Genomic DNA, 21,416 nt, shown 5'->3' on the forward strand with positions numbered 1-21,416 from the left:
CCGGCGCACCTCTTCGGCGACAGTGCGAGGGGAGAGGGGCGGTGGGATGGGCGAGGGCGGTGGGGAGGGGACGGTTGTCACCCCGGAGGCGGAGTTCCCGGCCCTGGGGCCGGAGGAGCTGGGGTCGCTGCGGCGGATCGGGGACCGCTGGCGGGTGGCCCGGCGGGAGCAGCCGGAGCCGGCGGGCGAACTGCCGGTGGACCCGACCCTCGGGCGGTACCGCCGGCGGCCCGCCCCGAGCCGGTTCGGCCGGCTGGCGCCGATCGAGCTGTTCCGGGTCGAGGAGCCGGACGAACTGGTCGCCACCGAGCAGGCGAACCTGCCCGGCTCCCGCCTGGGCCGCGGCCTCGTCCGGCTCCGTCGGGGGGCGCTCGGCCCGCCCCTGAACAGCGCGGCCGTGCTGTACGAGCGGATGCGCAAGCTGGTCGCCCTGCCGGTGCTCTCCTCCGACCTGCTCAGCTCGGTGGCGTACGGGCCGGAGGCGATGCTGGCCGTGCTGGTGCTGGCCGGCGGTGCCGCCCTGGGGTTGTCGTTGCCGCTGGGCGCGTTGCTGGTGCTGCTGATGGTCGCGGTCGGGGTCTCCTACCGGCAGACCATTCCGGCCTACCCGCACGGCGCCGGCTCGTACCTCGTGGCCGGCGACAACCTGGGCGCCGGGGCCGGGCTCACCGCGGCGGCCGGCCTGATGATCGACTACGTGCTGACGGTGTCGGTGTCGGTGGCCGCCGGCATCCACGCCATCACCTCGGCCCTGCCGGGGCTCACCGGTCTGACCGTCCCGCTCGGCGTGCTGGTGATCGCGGTGCTGCTCGCCGGCAACCTCCGCGGCGTCCGTACCGCCGGGAACATCTTCGTGCTCCCCACGTACGCCTTCATCGCCGCGCTGCTGGCGGTGCTCGGCGCCGGCTTCCTCCAGGCGGCCGGCCGGGGGTTCACGGCGCTGCCGGCGCCGGACGTGCCGGCGGCCGAGGGGCTGGGCCTGCTGCTGGTGCTGCGGGCGTTCTCCTCCGGGGCGGTGTCGATGACCGGCATCGAGGCGGTGTCCAACGCGATCCCGGCGTTCCGTCCGCCGGAGTGGCGCAACGCGCGCACCACCCTGAGCTGGATGGTCGCCATGCTGGTGGTCCTGTTCGCCAGCATCGTCGTGCTGATCCACCTGGACGGCCTGGTGCCCCGGTCGGGGGAGACGCTGCTGTCCCAGCTTGCCCGGACCAGCTTCCCCACCGGCCCCTGGTACGCCCTGGTGCAGGCGGCCACCGCGCTGATCCTGCTGCTGGCCGCGAACACCGCCTTCAACGACTTCCCCCGGCTGCTGTTCTTCATGGCCCGGGCCGGGCACGCCCCGCGCCGGTTCCTGCACATGGGGGACCGGCTGGCGTTCAGCAACGGCCTCGTCGCCCTCTCCGGCACGGCGGCGCTCGTCTTCGTCACCTTCGGGGGGCACACCGAGGCGCTGATCCCGCTCTACGCGGTCGGGGTGTTCCTGGCGTTCACCCTCTCCCAGGCCGGGATGGTGGTGCACTGGCGCCGCCGGCGCGGGGCGCGCTGGCGGCGTCGGCTGGCGGTCAACGCGGTCGGCACGACGCTGTCCGGGTTGGTCCTGCTGACCGCCGCGGTCGCCAAGTTCGCCGAGGGCGCCTGGGTGGTGGTCGTCGCCGTGCCGCTGCTGGTGCTGCTCTTCCACCGGGTGCAGCGGCACTACCGGCAACAGCACCGGGCGCTGGCGCTGCGCCCGCCCGGGACTGCCCAGACGTCCCCCGGGGCGCCCCGGGGAACCGCGGCGGGCGACGCGGACGGTGCGCCCCTGCCGGCCGAGGGGCAGGAGGTGCCACAGCAGATCCGGCATCTGGTGGTGGTGCCGGTGGCCCGGCTCAACCGGGCCTCGCTGCGCGCCCTCGCGTACGCGGCGTCGCTCGGGCAGCCGACCCTGGCCGTGCACCTCGCCCCGAACGAGGTGGAGGCCGACCGGTTCCGTGGGCAGTGGGAGGCGTGGGGGGACCACCTGCGGCTGGAGACGATCGTGTCGCCGTACCGGGCGGTGATCGGGCCGCTGGCCCACTACCTGGAGGCGCTGCACGCCTCCAGGGCCGACCTGGTGCTCACCGTGATCGTGCCCGAGGTGGTGCTGCGCCACCGCTGGCACCGGCCGCTGCACAGCCAGGTGGAGCGGCGGCTGCGCCGGGCGTTGCGGGAGCTGCCCGGGGTGGTGGTGACCAGCGTCCCGGTGCACCTGCCCGGGTGAGGGCGACCGGCCCGGCGGGACCGCGCACCGGTCAGCCGGCAGCCAGTCCTCGCCGGCCGGAGGACGGGGGGCTACCCGGCGGCGACGCCGACCGCCTTCGCGCTGGCCGTCCAGAGCCGGGCGGCGAGCTGCGGGTCGGCGGCCCTGCGCAGCGGGCGGCGGGGCCGCCGGTCGGCGTAGTAGCCGCCGGTCGTCAGCCTGGCCGGCTCCTGGTCGGCGAGCCAGACCAGCGTCTCGGCGCCCTTCTCGGGGCTGCGGAACGGCAGGATCCGCATGCCCAGGGCCACCAGCCGGCTGTCCGCGCCGAACCGGGTCCGCACCACGCCGGGGTGGAAGCAGTACGCGGGGATCTCCGGCCAGCGCCGGGCCGCCTCCGCGGTGAACAGGATGTTCGCCTGCTTGCTGGTGCCGTACGCGCGCATCGGCCGGTAGCCGCGCAGCGTGGCGTTGAGGTCGTCCGGGTCCAGCACGCCGCTGCGGTGCGCGGCGGAGGCGGTGACCACGAGCCGGCCGACCCGGTCCCGCAGCAGGGTGCTGAGCAGGAACGGGGCCAGGTGGTTGGCCTGCATGGACAGCTCGAACCCGTCGACCGTGGTGGCCGGGCGCAGCACGATCGCCCCGGCGTTGTTGGCCAGCACGTCGATCCGGTCGTACGCGGCGCGCAGCCGCTCCGCCAGCCCCCGCACGTCGTCGAGGACCGCGAAGTCGGCCCGGAACAACTCGGGCCGCTCACCGCTGGCGTCCCGCACCCGGTCGCCGGCCGCCTGGAGGCGGGCCGGGTCCCGGCCGACCAGTACCACCTGGTCACCGCGGCGCGCCAGGTCCACGGCGGCGGCCAGTCCGATGCCGGAGCTGGCCCCGGTCACCACCACGATCCGACGCCCAGTGAGATCTTCCACAGGTCCATTCACCCCGGTCACGGCACGAGGTTACCGTGGCGTCACAAACACCTTTGCGATCGTTAAGTCCGCCGGTGCGGCGGGCACCCGTCAGCCCGTCGGCCGGTCCGCCGACGCGGGAAGGAGCGCATCCATGGCCGCTGTCGGTCGCCCCCGCCGGTCCTGCCTCGCCGTGCCCGGTTCCAGCGTCAAGATGCTCGGCAAGGCCCAGGGCCTCCCCGCCGACCAGGTCTTCCTGGACCTGGAGGACGCGGTGGCCCCACTGGCCAAGCCGGACGCGCGCAAGAACATCGTGGCGGCGCTCAACGAGGGCGACTGGGCCGGCAAGACCCGGGTGGTCCGGGTCAACGACCTCACCACCCCGTGGACGTACCGGGACGTGATCGAGGTCGTCGAGGGGGCCGGCGCCAACCTGGACTGCGTCATGCTGCCGAAGGTGCAGGACGCCGCCCAGGTGCAGTGGCTGGACCTGACGCTCACCCAGCTCGAGAAGACCCTCGGCCTCCCGGTCGGCCGGATCGGCATCGAGGCGCAGATCGAGAACGCCGCCGGCCTGGTGAACGTCGACGCCATCGCCGCCGCGTCGCCCCGGGTGGAGACCATCATCTTCGGGCCGGCCGACTTCATGGCCTCGATCAACATGAAGTCGCTGGTGGTCGGCGCGCTCATCCCCGACTACCCGGGCGACCCGTACCACTACATCCTGATGCGGATCCTGATGGCCGCCCGGATGCACGACAAGCAGGCCATCGACGGCCCGTTCCTGCAGATCCGGGACGTCGACGCGTTCCGGGAGGTGGCCGGGCGGTCGGCCGCGCTGGGCTTCGACGGGAAGTGGGTGCTGCATCCCGGGCAGATCGACGCCGCGAACGAGGTCTACTCGCCGGCCCAGGCCGACTACGACCACGCCGAGCTGATCCTCGACGCGTACGAGCACTACACCTCGGAGGCGGGCGGCCGGCTCGGCGCGGTGATGCTCGGCGACGAGATGATCGACGAGGCGTCCCGCAAGATGGCCCTGGTGATCGCGGCCAAGGGCCGCGCGGCCGGGATGACCCGGACCTCCGGTTTCACGCCTGCCGCGGAGTGAGCCGGTGCCGCCCCGGGCCCCGGGGCGGCACTCTCCCGTCGTTCCGGCCCGCGAGTCAGTAGCTGCTGCTCGTGCTGCTCGCGCTGATCGCGATGACGATCATCACGATGTAGAAGATGATCGCCAGCACTATCAGGCCGGTGAGGATCCAGCCGACGATGATGGCGGCCGTCGCCATCCCCTCGCCGCCCTCGCCGGTCTGCCGGATCTGCTTCTGGGCGACGTGGCCGAGGATCGCGCCGATCGGCGCGGTGACGCAGGACGCGAAGCCGACCAGGGCGAGCACCAGCGCCGCGATGGCCAATCCGTTGGTCTTCTGCGCCGGCGGGTACCCGTACCCGGGGTAGCCGGCCTGCGGGTAGCCGGCGGGTGCGTAGCCGGGCACGGCGTACGGGTCGGCGGTGGCCGGCGCGGGCTGCTCCGACTTCATCCCCGCGTACGGGTCGACCGGCGCGTACGGGTCGACCGGCACGTACGGGTCCGTGCCCGTCGGCTGGCCGGGGATCGGCTGCCCGCTCACCGGAAGGGTGGGGTCGACCGGCGGGGTGGGCGGTTGGGACCAGGGGTCGTTGCCGGGCGGCGGCGGATATGTCATCGGTTCTCTCCGTCTGTCGAGGGTGCGCGGTCAGGGTAGCCAGGCCCGCCCAGAATGGGCGCCCCCGTTACCGGGTGCCGCGTTGCCCGGCGGGGGCGCAGCGGGCAGGATCTCGGCATGGCAGCAGACGCGCGGTCCGCGGACCGTTCCGGGAGCCGACCGAGGCGGGACGTGAGCCGACCGGGCCTGGCCCGGCGCGGCCGGGTCACCGCCGCGACGGCCCCGGCCGACCAGGACGCCCCGGCGCCGCTGGCCGACCCGGTCACCATGCGGCTCGACGGCAGGGTCGCCCTGGTCACCGGGGCCGGCAGCCCCGACGGCATCGGGTACGCCACGGCCCGCCGGCTGGCCGACCTGGGGGCGCGGGTGGCCATCGTCTCCACCACCCGGCGCATCCACGAACGGGCCGGCGAGCTGGGGGTGACGGGGTTCGTCGCCGACCTCACCGACGAGTCGGAGGTCGGGGCGCTCGCCGACGCGGTCGCCGAGCAGCTCGGCGACGTGGAGGTGCTGGTCAACAACGCCGGTCTGGCCAGCCGGGCCAGTCCCGAGGTGCTGCGCCCGGTGGCCCAGCTCAGCTACGAGGAGTGGCACGGCGAGATCGACCGGAACCTGACCACCGCGTTCCTGTGCAGCCGCGCGTTCATCGGCGGGATGGCCGAGCGTGGCTGGGGGCGGATCGTCAACCTGGCGGCCACCGCCGGCCCGGTCAACGCCCTGCCCACCGAGGCGGCGTACGCCGCCGCGAAGGCGGGCGTGGTCGGCCTGACCCGGGCGCTGGCGATGGAGATGATCGCCGACGGCGTGACGGTGAACTCGGTGGCCCCGGGGACCATCCACACGGCGGCCTCCACGGTGGCGGAGATCCGGCAGGGGCTCGGCACCCCGGTGGGCCGTCCCGGCACCCCGGACGAGGTGGCCGCCGCGATCGTGTTCCTCTGCTCGCCCGCCGCGTCGTACATCACCGGGCAGATGCTGGTGGTGGACGGCGGCAACAGCGTGCGGGAGGCGCAGTTCCGCTGACCTGGCCCCGGGCGGCTCCGGGGGTCAGTTGTAGGAGCTGCCGCCGCCGGAGCTGCCCCAGATCGCCAGCGCGATCCAGCCGCAGCAGGCCAGCAGGCCGATCGCGGTGAAGAGGTAGCCGAGGATCAGGCCCCAGGTGGCGAGCTGGTCGCCCTCCTCGCCGGTGCGCCGGAGCTGCTGCTTGGCCACGTGCCCGAACACGATGCCGGCGGGCGGGAAGACGAACGCGAAGACCAGCGACAGCACGGCGAGGATGTTCGTCCCCCGGCCGGGCGGCGGCTGGCCGGGGTACTGCCCTGGCTGGCCGTACGGTCCGGGCTGGCCGTACTGCCCGTAACCCGGGGGCGGGCCGTACTGGCCCGGTTGCCCGTGCTGTTCGTATCCCGGCTGCGGTCCGGGCTCGCCGGGCGGCGGCTCGTACGGCGACGGCGGTTGGTCCGGCTCCTGCGGTGGATAACTCATCCGGTACCTCCCGCGCACCCCTGGTGACCTGGCCCTATTGCGGGACGCTACCCGCAGCGGTGAACCTTTTCACAGCGGTTGTGTCGACTGGTCACCTTGGCCTCGCCGGCCGGGAGGCCGATACTGACCGAGCGTTCAGTTACCTATGAGTAATGCGCCGATCCCCGGAGGCTGAGATGGCCCGACTCGCCCAGACGCCCGGCCTGACCGACGTGCAGCGGTCGATCCTGGAAACCGTCCGGGAGTTCGCCGACAAGGAGATCATCCCGCACGCGCAGCGGCTGGAACGCGCCGACGAGTACCCCGCCGACATCCTCGACGGGATGCGCGAGATGGGGCTGTTCGGCCTCACCATCGCCGAGGAGCACGGCGGGCTCGGCGAGTCCCTGCTGACCTACGCCCTGGTGGTCGAGGAGCTGTCCCGGGGCTGGATGTCGATCTCCGGCATCGTCAACACGCACTTCATCGTGGCGTACCTGATCTCGCAGCACGGTTCGGCGGAGCAACGGGCCCGGCTGCTGCCGAGGATGGCGACCGGCGAGGTGCGCGGCGCGTTCTCCATGTCCGAGCCGGAGTGCGGCTCCGACGTCTCGGCGATCAGGTCCAGGGCGGTCCGCGACGGCGACAACTACGTCCTGAACGGCCAGAAGATGTGGCTGACCAACGGGGCGTACTCCTCGGTGGTCGCCACCCTGGTCAGGACCGACACCGGCGCCGACTCCGTGTACGGCAACATGAGCACCTTCCTGCTGGAGAAGGAGCCCGGCTTCGGCGAGACCGCGCCCGGCCTGACCATCCCCGGCAAGATCGACAAGATGGGCTACAAGGGCGTCGAGACCACCGAGATGGTCCTCGACGGCGTCACCGTCCCCGCCTCCGCTGTGCTGGGCGGACAGGACAAGGTCGGCCGCGGCTTCTACCAGATGATGGACGGCATCGAGGTCGGCCGGGTCAACGTCGCCGCCCGGGCCTGCGGCATCTCCATCCGCGCCTTCGAACTGGCCGTCGCGTACGCCCAGCAGCGGAAGACCTTCGGCCAGCCCCTCGCGAAGCACCAGGCGATCGCCTTCAAGCTCGCCGAGATGGGCACGAAGATCGAGGCCGCGCACGCCCTGATGGTCAACGCGGCCCGGCTCAAGGACGCCGGCCAGCGCAACGACGTCGAGGCCGGGATGGCCAAGCTGCTCGCCTCCGAGTACTGCGCCGAGGTGGTCCAGGAGGCGTTCCGCATCCACGGCGGCTACGGCTACTCCAAGGAGTACGAGATCGAGCGGCTGATGCGGGAGGCCCCGTTCCTGCTCATCGGCGAGGGCACCTCGGAGATCCAGAAGACGATCATCTCCCGCGGCCTGCTCAAGGAGTACAAGCTCTGACCGGGCCCGGTCGGGGCGACGCCCGTCAGGCCAGTCGGGTCAGGCCAGTCGGGTCAGGCCGGCGGCGGCGCGCTCGACGATGAGGCAGCGGTCCTCGACGTAGTCGATCCCCGCCTCCTCGGCGATCCGCCGCGCCTGCGGCGAGACGATCCCGAGCTGCAACCAGACCGCGGGCGCGCCGATCGCCACCGCCTCGCGGACCACCCCGACCGCGTCCCGGGCCGGGCGGAACACGTCCACCAGGTTGACCGGGTGCGGGATGTCGGCCAGCGACGCGTACGCCCGCTCGCCGAACAGCTCGTCGACCGTCGGGTTGACCGGGACGATCCGCCAGCCGTACCGCTGCATCTGCGCCGGCACCCGGTGCGCGGCCTTGCCGGGGTCGCGGGACGCGCCCACGACGGCGATCACGGCGGAGTCGGCGAGGAGCTGCTGGGCGGTGCGCACCCCGCGACTGTAACCGGCCGGCCGGGACGGCACAGGGCGAGCTGGTCGGCGCGGCGGAGCGGGCGGCTCGGGCAGCCGCCGGTCGTCGCCCGGCTCGGGGCGGACCTGTCGCGCCGGGCAGCGCCAGCGGCAGGGGTGGAGCCGCTGGCGCTGCCCGCTCGGGACCACCCTCGTCCGGGGGAGCGGAGAGGGTGCCCCAGCGCATGACCATCATTCGAACACGTGTGCGAACGAAGCGCAAGTGACCTGCCGGACACCCGGGCCCGGCGGCCACCCGGCCGGGGGAGGATGGAGCCATGGAGACGTCGACCTTCGTCTACGACGGCGACTGCGCGTTCTGCACCACGTGCGCCCAGTTCATCGAGCGCCGCATCCCCACCGGGGCGCGGGTGCTGCCCTGGCAGTTCGCCGATCTCGACGCGCTGGGCCTGACGCAGGCCGAGTGCGAGGAGGCCGTGCAGTGGGTCGGCGCGGACGGCCGCCGGGCCGCCGGCCCGGACGCGATCGCCAGGCTGCTCGGCGACAGCGGTCCGCGCTGGCGGGTGGCCGGCGCGGGCCTGCGGTTCCCGCCGGTCCGCGCGGTGGCCTGGCCGGCGTACCGCTGGGTGGCCCGCAACCGGCACCGGCTGCCCGGCGGCACCGCCGCGTGCTCGCTGCCGCAGGAGGCGCGGGAGCGGCTCTACGGTCCGGCCGGCCGGCCCACCACGGACGCCTGATCGGGCGCGGCTGCGGCCAGGGCGGGCGGGGTCGCCGGCGCCGGCTCCGCGCCGCCGGTCCCGTTCGCGCCGGATCGGCGGCGGCCGGCGAGCCGGCGGGCCCAGAGCACCGGGCGCACCCGCTCCAGCGGCAGGAAGCTGGCCATCGCCACCAGGTGCGGCGCGAACGAGATGGTGATCGTCGCCATGGTGACCAGGTGGAACGCGTAGAAGAAGCCGACCATGGCCAGCCGCCAGCGCTCGGGCAGCACGAAGACCACCGGGCTGAGCAACTCGAAGGCGAGGATGCCGAACTGCGCCACGAGCAGCAGGTACGGCACCCCGGCGATCAGGTCGGCCAGGTCGGTGCCGCGCCGGATGATCGCCTTGGCGAGCACGGACCCGGTGGCCCAGTCGAGCCCGCCGAACCGGAACTTGGCGAACGCGGCCAGGAAGTACGTGCAGATCACCGCGATCTGGGTGACCCGCAGCGCCCAGCCGCCCGCCTCGCTGCGGGTCGGGTCGCCGTGCCGGGCCCGCCCGGCGGTGGGGAGCACGGCGAGCGCGACGAGCAGCCCGAACCGGTCGTGGTCGACCTTGCCGTAGCTCATCGCGATGATCATCCATTGCAGGTACAGCGCGAAGACCGACCAGCCGAGCAGCCGGTGGGCGCGGCCGGTCGCGGCGAGCGCCGCGAGAACCAACAGGGCCCAGAAGATCGCGGCGACCAGGGCCGGGGTGGGGGTGGGCAGCGGGAGCGTCCGGCCGACGAGCAGCGGTTGGTACAGCTCGCCGGGCACGCTGGCCCGGGTGCGCACCCAGGGGGTGAAGAACACCAGGTCGGCGGCCACGAAGAGGTAGACCAGGGTGCGGAAGGCGGCCACCCGGCCGCGCGGCACCGCCTCGGTCAGCCAGCCGGTCACCGGTCCGCCCGCCAGCTGACCACCGTCTCGTCGGCCCAGCGGCCGGTCGGCCGGCCGCCCTCGATGCCGTACCAGCGGATCACGATGCGTACCTCGACCAGCCCGGCGGCGTCGGGGTGGCGTTCGGCGTACGCGTCGGCGACCCGGCGCAGCCGGTCCGGCTCGGCGACGTACCGGCTCTGCTGGCCCTCGATCTCGGCGCGGCGGATGCCGGTGGCGTCCTGGCCCAGGTCGACCACCGCGCCGGTGCGGTCCACGCCCTCGACGCGGGTGTCCGGGGCGGGGGCGTCGGGCGGATCGGAGGTGGAGTACATCCGGAACGGGCCGAACGGGAAGTCGTCGTCGCTGCCCCAGGCCGTGCCGGCGAGCAGCACGGCGAGGCCGAGCGCGGTCGCGCCCAGCCGGATCACCCGGCCACGGCGGGTCAACGTCTCCATCGGGTCAGGACGATACGGGATGGAAGCGCTGGCAGGGGGTCCCTCCGTCGGCCGGTGGGAGCCGGCCGTACCGGTGACGTCGGGCCACGGCGGCGTCCGGCCACGGCGGCGTCCGGGCCCGGGACACGACGACAGGCCGGGCCCCAGGTCGGGGCCCGGCCGTCGGACGGCTCGGCTCAGTGGTTGTGCTCGGCCAGCTTCTTGCGGACGTCGTCCATGTCGAGGCCCTGAACCTGCTCGATCAGGTTCTCCAGGGCTGACTCGGGCAGGGCGCCGGGCTGGGCGAAGACGATCACGCCGTCCCGGATCGCCATGATCGTCGGGATGGAGCGGATGTCGAACTTGGCGCCCAGTTCCTGCTGCGCCTCGGTGTCGACCTTGCCGAAGACGATGTCGGGGTGCTTGTCCGAGGAGCGCTCGTAGACCGGGGCGAACCGCTTGCACGGGCCGCACCACTCAGCCCAGAAGTCGACCAGGACGATGCCGTCGCTGCCCGCGACCTCGTCGAAGTTCCCCGTGGTCAGCTCAACGGTTGCCATTTGCACTCTCCGATCACCGGAATCACCTACGCCTCCTGAAACCAGGGTGGGTCCCGCCGAATTCCCGGGCGGCCGGTGCCGAAACCCCCTCGGCCGGCGGGGCGGGAGCCCAGAGTATCGATCCGCATCTGTCGTTCCCCGTGTGCGGCGCGCACATGCATGAAGCATTTGCGTGACCAGCCGTGATGGGAGCGCTTCCAAGCCTGTCGGGACATGCGGCGACCTCGCATCGACGATCTGATGTCTGACTAGCGCCGATCCGACCTGCGGAGATCGCTCCGGACCTGGTCGGCAGTCACGCAGAGTGTTGTTACGAAAAGATAAATGTGACGCCGGTCTCTGTTCGTCGGGCACCGGCGTACGGCAGAATCTCTCGCATCAGAGCGTGGGCGGCGGGTGCCGGGGAGGGCCCCGCCGCTCATTGCGTCTCCCCTCGGGTTGCTGCCGGTGTGACATTTCCGCGGCCGGCCCGCCCCGGCCCTCGCCTTAACACTCGATAAGGCATGCTGGCCCGAACTCCGTCGCCGCCGTGAAGGGGACATCGATGCAGTTCGGCCGCTACTACGAGGAGTTCGAGGTCGGCGCGGTCTACCGGCACTGGCCGGGCAAGACCGTCACCGAGTACGACGACCACCTCTTCTGCCTGCTCACCATGAACCACCACCCCCTGCACCTGGACGCCCACTACGCCGAGTCGGCGAGCCAGTTCCAGCGCAACGTGGTGGTCGGCAACTACATCTACTCCCTGCTGCTCGGCATGTCCGTCCCCGACGTCAGCGGCAAGGCCATCGCGAACCTCGAGGTCGAGTCGCTGCGGCACGTGGCCCCGACCTTCCACGGCGACACCATCTACGGCGAGACCACCGTGCTGGACATGCGCGAGTCCGGCTCGAAGCCGGACCGGGGGGTCGTCTCCGTGGAGACCCGGGGTTACAAGCAGGACGGCACCATGGTCTGCGTCTTCCGCCGCCGGGTGATGGTCCCCAAGCGGGAGTACGCGGCCGCCACCGTCGGAGCGGGCGTCGACCCGGAGCGGCCGAGCTTCCCCGAGCCGCGCTGACCCTCCCGTCCGGCACCGGCCCCTCCCCGCCGGCTTCCGTGGGGTTGGGGCCCTTTTCCTGGTCGGAGGCTTATGCTGGCGCCGGAGGTCCCCATGAGCCACTCCGTCGCCGGAGAGCCGCCCTCTGCCGGCCGCCGCGCCGCACCGCTGACCACCGCCGTCTACTCCGCCGCCGAGTGGGACCTGCTGACCGGGCTGCCCGGTCGCGTGCTCGTGGCCGCCGCCACGCCCGCCCCCGGACGCCCGCCGCGCGGCGTCGCCGCCGGGCTCGCTGGCCTGGACGCCGTGGCGGCGGGCCGCGCCTTCGACAGCGACCTGGTACGCGCCGTGGTGGCCGCCATCTACGCCCGGCACGACGGGGTGCCCGCCCCGGCCGACCAGCTCGCCGACCTGGTCAGTCTGCTGGCCGCCTGCCGGGCCGCGGCGCGGGTGCTGCGTCGCCGGGCCGACCCCGCCGACTCGGCCGCGTACCGGCAGTGGGTGCAGTCGGTGGCGGCCCGGGTCTGCCGGGCCGCCACCGACGGTGACCGGGCCCCGGCGGACCTCCCCACCGCGCCGGCCGACCGGCGCTTCCTGGACCGGCTCGGCGGGGCACTCGACCTGGGCTGAGCAGGCCCTCCGCCCGCCGGCCCGGGACCGACCCCGGGGCACCCCACGCCCGGCGGGGCGGCGGGCGGACCGTACCCTCTTCAGACCGTGACCGGTGACCAGCTCGACGTCGGCGTGGGGCCGTGGCCCGGCGACCTCCCGGACGACCCGTGGTACGACCCGGAGCTGCTCGCCGGGGGCGACCGGCGCAACGTGGTGGACCGGTACCGGTACTGGCGGCGGGAGGCCGTGGTGGCCGACCTGGACCGGCGCCGGCACGACTTCCACGTGGCCGTCGAGAACTGGCAGCACGACTTCAACATCGGCACGGTGGTCCGCAACGCCAACGCGTTCCTCGCCGCCGAGGTGCACATCGTCGGGCGGCGGCGGTGGAACCGGCGGGGTGCCATGGTGACCGACCGCTACCAGCACGTCCGGCACCACGAGACGATCCACGAGTTCGTCGCCTGGGCGGCGGGACGGGACCTGCCGGTGGTCGGCATCGACAACCTGCCCGGCTCCCGACCGCTGGAGACGACCACCCTGCCGCGCCGCTGCGTGCTGCTCTTCGGCCAGGAGGGCCCGGGGCTGTCCGACCCGGCCCGGACGGCCTGCGACCAGCTCTTCTCGATCGCCCAGTACGGCTCGACCCGGTCGGTCAACGCGGGGGTGGCCAGCGGCATCGCGATGCACGCGTGGATCCGGGCGCACGCCGGCCCACCACCCGGCTGAGCCGACGTCCCCACCGGTGCGCGTCCGGGTTCCGGCGCGGCCGTCGGTCCGGTGGCCGTCCGGTGACCCCGTGCCAGCGGCCGGGCACGGCCGGTGGAATCCCGCCGCGACGCGCCGGGGGAAACGGCCGCTCGACTTGACGGCCCCGCGATCCGGGGTGACGGTGGAAACGTGAGCGTCGCGGTGAGTTGTCCGAGGTGTGGTGGATCCGTGCGCGAGCCGGACCTGATGCACACCGAGTGGCGGTGCCCGCGCTGCGGGCCGGTGCCGCCGCTGCACGTGCCCGAGCACATCGGAGCGGAGATCGTGGCCAGCGTGGTGGACCGGGTCGCCACCGCCGCGCCCGGGGCGGAGCCGGCCACGCCGGTCTGGTGTCCCTGGCCGTTGCCGCCCGGCTGGACCCTCACCGGCGTGGCGTACGCCGGCGACGAGCGGACCGGGGTGCGGGCCACCGTGATCGCCTGCGCCGGGCCCGAGCCGCTCGGCGGCGGCCCCGCCGACCTGGTCTTCGTGGCCGAGGAGCCGGGCGTGGGCCTGGGCACCCGGTTCGCCGGGATGGCCGGGCCCGATCCGGGGCCGGAACTCGCCGAGGCGTTGAACGAACCCGGCCCCGGGCATCCGGAGCACATCGGACAGGCCAGGATCCGGGTGGCCGGCCACCCGACTCCACTGTGGCTCGTAAATTCTCCAACCGATCGAAGCGCGTACGCCGGCGAGGCTCGGGGATTGTGGCTCCATGCGATAGCCTGGCCGGCGAGTGCGGGGCATCTGCTCGCCGAGGACGTGGAGTTGCACGACCTCACGGAGTGGACGCCGTCCGAACTCGTGTATGGCGCACCGTCTCCGTACCTGCACGGGAAAGCCTGAGAAGGATCCCGTTCTGTCGGAGAACGGACGCAGAGATTCACTATACGACACCTAACTGATACTCTGGGTGCCGCTGCGGTAAATGGACCCGGCGCCGCGCGAGAGGATGGCCCGCCATGGTCAAGAAGGTCCTCACCTGGGCCGGTATCGCATTCTTGATCTTCTTTGTCGCCTACCGGCCGAACTCCGCCGCAGACGTCTTCAAGTCGATCGGTGGCGGCATCATGGACATCGCCCAGGGGTTCGGCGACTTCTTCACCAGCCTCATCGCCTAGCCGCCGATGGGAAGCCCCTCCGGTCCCCCCTTCGATCCCGACGACCCCGACCGGGGACGCCGGGAGCGAGACACGGAGCCGATTCCCCGGGTCCGGCCCGACGACGTGTCGGGTCCCCGCCCGGGTCCCTCCGACGGCCCCCCGTTCTCCGACGACGTCGGCTACGGCGACGGTCCGTTCGCGGGCGAGGGGCGCTCCGGGCGCGCCTGGGTCCGCGACCCCGAGGCCGGCTACCAGGCTCCGCAGATCTCCGAGGAGGAACTGGCCGGGCTGCGGGTCGACGCCTCCGGCATGCCGCTGGGGCCCCGGCGGGTCCTCCCGCTGGAGGACGAGCCCAGCTCACTCGTCGCCCGCTACCTCTTCCCCACCGAGCGGTACCGGGGCGAGTGGAAGCGGCACTGGATCCACCTCACCACGCCGATCCTGGTGGGCATCGCCGCGACCTTCGTCCTCGGCTACCTCTCCGGCTTCCTCGCCGGGCGGGACGTGGGCGCGCTGACCACCGTCGCGGTGCTGCTCTGGTTCGCCGTGATGGGCTGGGTCGCCTGGCGGGTCGCCGACTGGTGGTACGACCGCTTCATCCTGACCAACAAGCGGGTGATGGTCGTCAACGGCATCATCACCCGCAAGGTCGCGATGATGCCGCTGGCCCGGGTCACCGACATGAAGTACGAGCAGAGCCCGACCGGCCGCGCGCTCAACTACGGCACCTTCGTGCTGGAGTCCGCCGGCCAGGACCAGGCGCTCCGCGAGATCAAGAACCTGCCCAACCCCAACGAGCTCTACCTGCGCGTCGTCGAGGAGATGTACGAGCCGCAGGCCGTCGAGGCTCGGTTGGGCAAGGAGGCGGACGAGGCCAAGGCCGACGACGGCGCCTGAGATTTCCGTCCGAACATCGGAGGAACACGGCACCAACCGCCGTCGACCGGGGCGCCCCGGCGTGACAGCCTGCCAGCAGGGCACGGGGGTGCGGGAGGTGAGCGTGGCCGGCAGGGACCCGCTGGAGGAGGAGTTCCGTGAGTTCGTCGCGGCCCGCTCCGGGGCGCTGCTGCGCACCGCGTACCTGCTCGCCGGGGACTGGGCCACGGCCGAGGACCTGCTCCAGACGGCCCTGACCAAGACGTACCTGGCCTGCCGGCGGCTCGGCGGGATCGATGCGATCGAGCCGTACGCCCGCCGGGTCATGGTCAACACCTCGACGAGCTGGTGGCGGCGGCGCTGGCACGGGGAACGGCCGACCGAGGTGCTGCCCGAGCGGGCCGGGATCGACGAGATCGAGCAGCAGCTCGACCGGGACGTGCTCTGGCGGCACCTCAGGGCGCTGCCCAGCCGGCAACGGGCGGTGCTGGTGCTGCGCTTCTACGAGGACATGTCGGAGGCGCAGACCGCCGCGCTGCTGGAGATCTCCCCGGGAACGGTGAAGAGCCAGACGTCCCGGGCGTTGGCCACCCTGCGCCGCCGGCTGGGCGAGCAGGCGGCCATCGACCTGCCCGACCTGCCCGGGTCGACGCGGTCCGTCGGCCGCGAGGCGACGACGCGTCGTCCGTCGCGGGCGGCGGCGTCCGACGCCCCCGTCCCGGGCCGCGCCGCGCCGCGCCCCGGCGCGTCCCGGACGCCGCCACGCCGGCCCGCGCCGGACGCCGAGCCGGCCCGCGTTCCGGCGCCCGCCTCGCCCCGCGTTCCGGCCGAGGCCCAACGCGCTGCCGGCGCCCCGCGCCGCGGCGGCCACCCGAGGGACGCGGGACGGCTGCCCGCCCCGACCCCGCCGGCCGCCGACGCCGTCGCGGCCGACGCCCGCCCCGCCGACGCCGTCGGTGCGTCGGCCCGGGCCGTCGGCGCCGAACGGCGGTGAGCGACGTGCCGATCCCCGCTGACAACCGGACGAGGGCCCCCGGGCGTCCAATGGATGTGCCGAGAGACGAGCTGGAGCGAGCGGTCCGGGCGACCCTGTCCCGGCAGGCCGCCACGCTCCGACCTCTCGCCGTGGACCCGGCCGGCCTGGCCATCCGGCGCGCCAACCGCACCCGCCGCCGCCGCACCCTGGCCGGCGTCGCCCTCGCCGGGGCGGCCACCGTGCTGGTCAGCGCCGGCATGGCGCAGTTCGGCACGCAGGCGGGCCACCCGACCACCCCGACCGTGGTGCTCGGCGACCCGCGCGGGGCCACCGCCGCACCGGCACCCGACCCGATGGTGAGCCCGTCGGCCGGGACCGCTCGCCCGCTCCCCGGCCCGGGCGGCCCCGCCGTGGACCTGATCGTCGGCACGACCCTGCGCACCACCCAGGACGAGAGCATCCCTCTCGGGCTGGGCGCGGTCGACCGGGCCCAACGCGTCCCCGACCAGGGCGGCTGGCTGGTGGTGGGCGGGCCGACCGCGGCGGGCCGAACCCTGGTCTCAATGCGGCCGGACGGCAGCCGCCAGGCGCTCCTCGCGGGCGCGGAGGCCATCGCCGTCGCCGCCACCGGCCGGCAGGTCGCCTGGCGCGACGGGGACCGGCTCACCGTCGCCGGGATCGTCGGCGACCGTCTGGTCGCGGTCACCAGCACGGCGGCCCCCGGGTCGGCAGTCCCGGTCGGCTTCGTCGGCGACGCCGTCGTGGTGCGACTCGACCCCACCCGGCCCGGGTACGCGGTGTGGCGGCCGGCCGCGGGCGGGCTCTCCGCCGGGACCGGGGGCGACGTCCTCGCCGTGTACGGGACGCGGCCGGACGGCCGGGCGGTCGGCGTGGTCGCCACCGGTTCACCCCGCCGGCCCTGCCTGGCGCTGCTCGACCCCGCCCGGAACCTCGCCGCGACCCGTACCGCCTGCGGGCCAGTCCTCGGCGTCGACGGGTTCGGCGGGGTCTCCGCCGACGGCCGCTGGCTGCTGGTCAACGGCCGCACCGGTGCGTCGAAGGCCACCGAGGCGCTCCTGGTCGACCTGGCCACCCTCGACGGGACGCCGGTGGCCCGGCGCGCCGGGCCGGCGCTGACCGGCGCGGTGGCCTGGACCCCGGCCGGGACCGCCTGGTACGTCGACGGGCGCGGCTGGCTCGTGCAGGTGCGCAGCGACCGGGTGACCGCCGGCAAGCCGGCCGACGTCGCCCCCGTGTCCGGCGTCGATCCGGGCGGCCGGCCGGTGGTCGTCACCGACGTGGCCTCCTGACCTCCCGCCGGGGCCGTGCCGGCGGCGGGTAGCGTCGGGCGATGACCCCGCACCCCGGACCGGCCGTCCGCATCGACCTGCACACCCACTCGACGGCCAGCGACGGCACCCTCACCCCGGCCGAGCTGGTCCGGGCCGCGGCCGACGCCGGACTGGACGTGCTGGCGATCACCGACCACGACACCACCTCCGGCTGGGCGCCCGCCGTGGCGGCGCTGCCCCCGGCGCTGACCCTGATCCGGGGCGCGGAGATCTCCTGCCGCTGGCACGGGGCCGAGCCGGCGGTGGCGCTGCACCTGCTGGCGTACCTCTTCGACCCGGACCACCCGGAGCTGGTCGCGGAGCTGGCCCGGGTGCGGGCCGCCCGCGAGGTACGCGGGCAGCGGATCGTCGAGCTGCTGCGCGCCGACGGCGTCGAGGTGAGCTGGCCGGAGATCCTGGCCGGGGCGGCCGGCGGGACGGTGGGCCGGCCACACATCGCCCAGGCGCTGATCCGGGCCGGGCTGGTGGCCACCACCACCGAGGCGTTCGGGCCCGGCTGGCTGGGCGAGCGCTACCGGCTACCCAAGGCGGACATCGACGTGTTCCGGGCGGTCCGGCTGGTCCGGGCGGCCGGCGGCGTGCCGGTCTTCGCCCACCCGAAGGCCAGCCGGCGGGGCCGGGTCGTGCCCGACGAACTGGTCGCCGAGCTGGCGGCGGCCGGTCTCGCCGGGTTGGAGGCCGACCACGAGGACCACTCACCCGCCGAGCGGGCGCACGTGCGGTCGCTCGCCGCCGAGCTGGGTCTGTTCGTCACCGGCTCGTCCGACTTCCACGGCACCCACAAGACCGTCCGGCTCGGCGCGTTCACCACGGCCGTCGAGGCGTACGAACGGCTCCTGGCCGAGGCCGGCGGGGTGACGCCCGTCGCTTCGACCTGATCCGCCTGCACCCGCGCGGCTACCGTGTCCGGGTGGATCTGAAGCTCTTCGGCGAGGTCTTCGTGACCCTGCTGGTCATCGTCGACCCGCCGGGCATGATGCCGATCTTCCTCGCGCTCACCGGGCCGCTGGCCGCCCGGGACCGGAACCGGGCGGCCTGGCAGGCCGTCGCGCTGGCGCTCGGGGTGATCGTGGTGTTCGCCGTGGCCGGGCAGACCCTGCTCGCCTACCTGCACGTGGACCTGCCGGCGCTCCAGGCGGCCGGCGGGCTGCTGCTGGTGCTGGTCGCCCTGGAGCTGCTCACCGGCAAGGCGGACGATCCCACCCAGCAATCCACTTCGAACATCGCCCTGGTGCCGCTGGGTACCCCGCTGCTGGCCGGGCCGGGCGCGATCGTGGCGACGATGTTGTTCGTCCAGCAGGCCGACCGGGCCACCGACTACGGCGCCATCGCGGCGGCCATCGTCGCGGTGATGCTCACCGTCTGGGTCGTGCTGCGCTTCTCCGGCGGGATCGTCAAGATCCTGCGCCCCGGCGGGATCGAGGTGCTCACCCGGATCGCCGGCCTGCTGCTCGCCGCCATCGCGGTGCAGCTCATCGCGGACGCCGTCGCCGCCTTCGTCACGCAGTACGTGAACATGGCCTGACCCGGCCCGTCGCCCGACGGCCCCGCCCTGCCTCGACCCGCCGACCGGGTCGGCGCGACCGTCGTACCGGGGTGGCAGGATCGGCGGGGTGCGACGAGCCTCCTCATCCGGACGATCCACCACCGGTTCGGCCCCACGGGCCCGGTCCGGCCAGCCCGAGCAGCTCGGCTTCGACGGCATGCCGGAGCGGCTGTTCGTCTGCACGCCCAGCAAGCTCGGCGCGTACGCGGACTGCCCGCGCCGCTACCGCCACTCGTACGTCGACCGGCCGGCGCCGCCGAAGGGCCCGCCCTGGGCGCACAACTCGCTCGGCGCGAGCGTGCACACCGCCCTGAAGAACTGGTACGCGCTGCCCGCCGACCGCCGCCGCCCGGAGGCGCTGGCCGCGCTGCTCAGGGGCACCTGGGTCCGCGAGGGCTACCGCGACGACGAGCAGGAGCGGGAGGCGTACCGGCGGGCGTTGGGCTGGCTGGAGTCCTACGTGGACACCCTGGATCCGGGGGCCGACCCGGTCGGCGTCGAGCGGGTGGTGGCGGTCAAGACGGCGGTGCTGGCGTTCAACGGCCGCACCGACCGGATCGACTCCCGGCCCGGCCCGGACGGCCCGGAGCTGGTGATCGTCGACTACAAGACCGGCCGCGCCGGGACGGACGCGGACGACGCCCGTGGCTCCCAGGCGCTGGCCCTCTACGCGTACGCCGCCGAGCGGGTGTTCCGCCGGCCGTGCCGCCGGGTGGAGCTGCACCACCTGCCCACGGGCACCGTCGCGGCGCACGAGCACACCGCCGAGTCACTGGCCCGCCAGCTCACCCGCGCCGAGGAGACCGCGCGGGACATCATGGCCGCCGAGCGGGCGGTCGCCGACGGGGCCGACCCCGACGAGGCGTTCCCCACCACACCCGGGCCGCGCTGCGGCTGGTGCGACTACCGCCGCACCTGCCCCACCGGCTCGCAGACGCCGGGCAAGGAGCCCTGGGCGGCGATGGAGCGCACCGGCTGACCGGAACCGGGTTCGGGGCCGTGCCGACGTGGCCGGGGCGGGCCAGGGTCGGCGCCGGTCAGGCGGCCACGCCGGCCGCGGCGATCCGGGCCGCCCGCGCCTTCGCGGCCTGCTGCAACGGGCCCTCCCGCCAGCGGCGCGGCACCGCCGCCAGGGCGAGCCGCAGGGCGCGCACGCTCAGGTCGGCAGACAGCTCGGTGGTCGGCAGCCCCAACCCGCCGTACATCCGGCGGGCCCAGGGCGGCAGCAGCGCGAACGCGGTGCCGGCGACGCCGAGGTACGCGAACCGGGCCGGCCCGAGGTTCAGCCCGATCCGGGCCGGGAGGTTGAGCTTCCACGGGATCGGCGGCGCGGTGAGGAAGACGGCCGTCTCCGCCGCCTCCCGGGTGATCCGCAGGTCCGGCCGGATCCGCCGGTAGTACTCCGCCACCTCCGCCGCGGTGCCGGGCACGTCCGCCGGGTCCAGCCCGACCAGGGCCGCCACCCGGCGCTGCTCGGCGTAGTAGCCGTCCACCTCGGCGTCGGTCAGCCGCAGCCCGGCGCGGCGGGCGGTGCTGAGGAACGTCTCCACCTCGGCCACGTGCACCCAGCGCAGCAGCTCCGGGTCGTCGACGCGGAACTCCTCCCCGGTGGCCGGGTCGGTGGCGCGCAGCCGGGCGTGCAGCCGGCGTACCCGCGCCCCGGCGGCCTCGGCCTCGGCGGTGGTGCCGTAGATGGTGGTCGCCACGTACGTGGCGGTGCGGACGAGCCGCCCCCACGAGTCGGCGCGGTAGTCGCTGTTCTGCGCCACCCCGGCCATGGCCCGGGGATGCAGCGCCTGGAGGTAGAGCGAACGCAGGCCGGCGACGATCAGGATCGGCTCCTCGTGCACCTTCCACGTGACCGATCCCGGACCGAACAGGCCGAGGTCATCGGGGTCCACCCGACCAAGGGTGCCACGCCCCGGGCCCGACCGGCGGGCGGTGTCAGTCGTCGGCGCTGCGGCGGGCCTGGCAGGCCGGGCAGAGCCCCCAGAACGTCACTTCCGCCTCCTCCACGTCGAAGCCGTGCGCGGCGTTCGGGTCCAGGCAGGGCGCCGCGCCGACCGCGCAGTCGATGTCGGCGATCTCGCCGCACCCCCGGCAGACCACGTGATGGTGGTTGTCGCCGGCCCGAGCCTCGTAGCGGGCGGGGCTGCCGGCGGGCTCGATGCGGCGGGACAGCCCGGCCCGGGACAGCGCGCCGAGGACGTCGTAGACGGCCTGGGTGGAGACGGAGTCGAGGCGTTCCCGCACCCGGCGGGTGATCTCGTCGACCTCCAGGTGGCCGCCGGCGGCGAGGACGTCCAGCACGGCGAGCCGCGGCCGGGTGACCCGCAGGCCCCTCGACCGAAGCAGCTCCTCACCACCGGACATGAGGTCAATGACAGCACGGCCCTCACCAGGCGACAAGCGACCTCCTCGACCGGGTGGCCCGGGC

General features: G+C 74.3%; 25 protein-coding genes. 16 read left to right on the forward strand and 9 right to left on the reverse strand.

Annotated elements, in window-relative coordinates:
- Positions 1–46 precede the first annotated feature (46 nt).
- Positions 47–2,242, forward strand: a complete 2,196-nt coding sequence (locus tag C5N14_RS15425) for an APC family permease (protein ID WP_117668790.1) — start codon at positions 47–49, stop codon at positions 2,240–2,242.
- Between the two features lie 71 nt (positions 2,243–2,313).
- Here the strand turns inward: C5N14_RS15425 and C5N14_RS15430 are convergent, their stop codons facing one another.
- Positions 2,314–3,141, reverse strand: a complete 828-nt coding sequence (locus tag C5N14_RS15430) for an SDR family NAD(P)-dependent oxidoreductase (RefSeq protein WP_117668791.1) — start codon at positions 3,139–3,141, stop codon at positions 2,314–2,316.
- A 133-nt stretch (positions 3,142–3,274) separates the two neighbouring features.
- On the opposite strand from C5N14_RS15430, the gene C5N14_RS15435 reads away from it, so the two are divergent.
- Positions 3,275–4,231, forward strand: coding sequence for a CoA ester lyase (locus tag C5N14_RS15435; RefSeq protein ID WP_117668792.1), 957 nt, complete (start codon positions 3,275–3,277; stop codon positions 4,229–4,231).
- Between the two features lie 55 nt (positions 4,232–4,286).
- Here C5N14_RS15435 and C5N14_RS15440 read toward each other — a convergent pair whose 3' ends face one another.
- Complete coding sequence (locus tag C5N14_RS15440) at positions 4,287–4,826, reverse strand: DUF4190 domain-containing protein (RefSeq protein WP_117668793.1); 540 nt, start codon at positions 4,824–4,826, stop codon at positions 4,287–4,289.
- 186 nt (positions 4,827–5,012) lie between these two features.
- Between C5N14_RS15440 and C5N14_RS15445 the strand changes: the two genes are divergently transcribed.
- A complete protein-coding gene (locus C5N14_RS15445) occupies positions 5,013–5,849 on the forward strand; it encodes an SDR family NAD(P)-dependent oxidoreductase (protein ID WP_371685848.1) in 837 nt (278 codons plus the stop codon).
- Between the two features lie 24 nt (positions 5,850–5,873).
- On the opposite strand, the gene C5N14_RS15450 is transcribed toward C5N14_RS15445, so the two are convergent.
- Positions 5,874–6,311: a DUF4190 domain-containing protein gene (locus tag C5N14_RS15450; protein WP_117668795.1), complete on the reverse strand. Its 438-nt coding sequence runs from the start codon at positions 6,309–6,311 to the stop codon at positions 5,874–5,876.
- A gap of 176 nt (positions 6,312–6,487) precedes the next feature.
- Between C5N14_RS15450 and C5N14_RS15455 the strand changes: the two genes are divergently transcribed.
- On the forward strand, positions 6,488–7,684 hold the full coding sequence (locus C5N14_RS15455; protein ID WP_117668796.1) for an acyl-CoA dehydrogenase family protein: 1,197 nt from the start codon (positions 6,488–6,490) through the stop codon (positions 7,682–7,684).
- A gap of 39 nt (positions 7,685–7,723) precedes the next feature.
- Here the strand turns inward: C5N14_RS15455 and C5N14_RS15460 are convergent, their stop codons facing one another.
- A complete protein-coding gene (locus tag C5N14_RS15460) occupies positions 7,724–8,131 on the reverse strand; it encodes a CoA-binding protein (RefSeq protein ID WP_117668823.1) in 408 nt (135 codons plus the stop codon).
- 296 nt (positions 8,132–8,427) lie between these two features.
- Here C5N14_RS15460 and C5N14_RS15465 point away from each other — a divergent pair, with 296 nt between their 5' ends.
- Positions 8,428–8,847 (forward strand): thiol-disulfide oxidoreductase DCC family protein, encoded by a 420-nt coding sequence (locus C5N14_RS15465; protein ID WP_117668797.1) that lies wholly within the window; start codon positions 8,428–8,430, stop codon positions 8,845–8,847.
- Here the strand turns inward: C5N14_RS15465 and C5N14_RS15470 are convergent.
- From C5N14_RS15470 to trxA, 3 genes are all read right to left on the reverse strand, one after another.
- The gene (locus tag C5N14_RS15470) at positions 8,811–9,749 is read right to left on the reverse strand and encodes an HTTM domain-containing protein (protein ID WP_243639637.1); all 939 of its coding nucleotides are present in this window, start codon (positions 9,747–9,749) and stop codon (positions 8,811–8,813) included. The genes C5N14_RS15465 and C5N14_RS15470 overlap by 37 nt on opposite strands.
- Entirely contained in the window at positions 9,746–10,186 is a 441-nt protein-coding gene (locus tag C5N14_RS15475) for a hypothetical protein (protein WP_117668798.1), read from the reverse strand. The genes C5N14_RS15470 and C5N14_RS15475 overlap by 4 nt, the downstream gene beginning before the upstream one ends.
- Positions 10,187–10,362: 176 nt before the next feature.
- The gene (trxA, locus tag C5N14_RS15480; RefSeq protein WP_117668799.1) at positions 10,363–10,725 is read right to left on the reverse strand and encodes a thioredoxin; all 363 of its coding nucleotides are present in this window, start codon (positions 10,723–10,725) and stop codon (positions 10,363–10,365) included.
- 544 nt (positions 10,726–11,269) lie between these two features.
- Here trxA and C5N14_RS15485 point away from each other — a divergent pair.
- The 11 genes from C5N14_RS15485 to C5N14_RS15530 all read left to right on the forward strand — a co-directional run bounded on the left by C5N14_RS15485 (position 11,270) and on the right by C5N14_RS15530 (position 19,958).
- Positions 11,270–11,785 carry a MaoC family dehydratase gene (locus tag C5N14_RS15485; protein ID WP_117668800.1) on the forward strand — a complete coding sequence of 172 codons (516 nt, stop codon included), beginning with the start codon at positions 11,270–11,272 and terminating at the stop codon, positions 11,783–11,785.
- Positions 11,786–11,857: 72 nt separating this feature from the next.
- Positions 11,858–12,394 (forward strand): hypothetical protein, encoded by a 537-nt coding sequence (locus C5N14_RS15490; protein WP_207892753.1) that lies wholly within the window; start codon positions 11,858–11,860, stop codon positions 12,392–12,394.
- A gap of 87 nt (positions 12,395–12,481) precedes the next feature.
- Positions 12,482–13,105: an RNA methyltransferase gene (locus C5N14_RS15495; protein WP_117668801.1), complete on the forward strand. Its 624-nt coding sequence runs from the start codon at positions 12,482–12,484 to the stop codon at positions 13,103–13,105.
- Between the two features lie 183 nt (positions 13,106–13,288).
- A complete protein-coding gene (locus tag C5N14_RS15500; RefSeq protein WP_371685849.1) occupies positions 13,289–13,972 on the forward strand; it encodes a DUF6758 family protein in 684 nt (227 codons plus the stop codon).
- A gap of 116 nt (positions 13,973–14,088) precedes the next feature.
- On the forward strand, positions 14,089–14,247 hold the full coding sequence (locus C5N14_RS32190) for a hypothetical protein (RefSeq protein ID WP_165878125.1): 159 nt from the start codon (positions 14,089–14,091) through the stop codon (positions 14,245–14,247).
- 6 nt (positions 14,248–14,253) lie between these two features.
- Complete coding sequence (locus tag C5N14_RS15505) at positions 14,254–15,126, forward strand: PH domain-containing protein (protein WP_117668802.1); 873 nt, start codon at positions 14,254–14,256, stop codon at positions 15,124–15,126.
- 103 nt (positions 15,127–15,229) lie between these two features.
- Entirely contained in the window at positions 15,230–16,099 is an 870-nt protein-coding gene (locus C5N14_RS33150) for a SigE family RNA polymerase sigma factor (RefSeq protein ID WP_243639640.1), read from the forward strand.
- 50 nt (positions 16,100–16,149) lie between these two features.
- Entirely contained in the window at positions 16,150–17,391 is a 1,242-nt protein-coding gene (locus tag C5N14_RS15515; protein WP_117668803.1) for a hypothetical protein, read from the forward strand.
- Positions 17,392–17,432: 41 nt separating this feature from the next.
- Positions 17,433–18,311: a PHP domain-containing protein gene (locus C5N14_RS15520; RefSeq protein WP_117668804.1), complete on the forward strand. Its 879-nt coding sequence runs from the start codon at positions 17,433–17,435 to the stop codon at positions 18,309–18,311.
- 32 nt (positions 18,312–18,343) lie between these two features.
- Positions 18,344–18,958: a MarC family protein gene (locus C5N14_RS15525; protein ID WP_117668805.1), complete on the forward strand. Its 615-nt coding sequence runs from the start codon at positions 18,344–18,346 to the stop codon at positions 18,956–18,958.
- Between the two features lie 88 nt (positions 18,959–19,046).
- On the forward strand, positions 19,047–19,958 hold the full coding sequence (locus C5N14_RS15530; protein WP_117668806.1) for a PD-(D/E)XK nuclease family protein: 912 nt from the start codon (positions 19,047–19,049) through the stop codon (positions 19,956–19,958).
- 58 nt (positions 19,959–20,016) lie between these two features.
- On the opposite strand, the gene C5N14_RS15535 is transcribed toward C5N14_RS15530, so the two are convergent.
- Together C5N14_RS15535 and C5N14_RS15540 are read right to left on the reverse strand one after the other, a co-directional pair.
- Complete coding sequence (locus C5N14_RS15535; protein WP_117668807.1) at positions 20,017–20,880, reverse strand: oxygenase MpaB family protein; 864 nt, start codon at positions 20,878–20,880, stop codon at positions 20,017–20,019.
- 43 nt (positions 20,881–20,923) lie between these two features.
- A complete protein-coding gene (locus tag C5N14_RS15540; protein ID WP_117668808.1) occupies positions 20,924–21,352 on the reverse strand; it encodes a Fur family transcriptional regulator in 429 nt (142 codons plus the stop codon).
- Between the last annotated feature and the right edge of the window lie 64 nt (positions 21,353–21,416).

The organism is Micromonospora sp. MW-13, assembly GCF_003434305.1.
Classification (GTDB): domain Bacteria; phylum Actinomycetota; class Actinomycetes; order Mycobacteriales; family Micromonosporaceae; genus Micromonospora.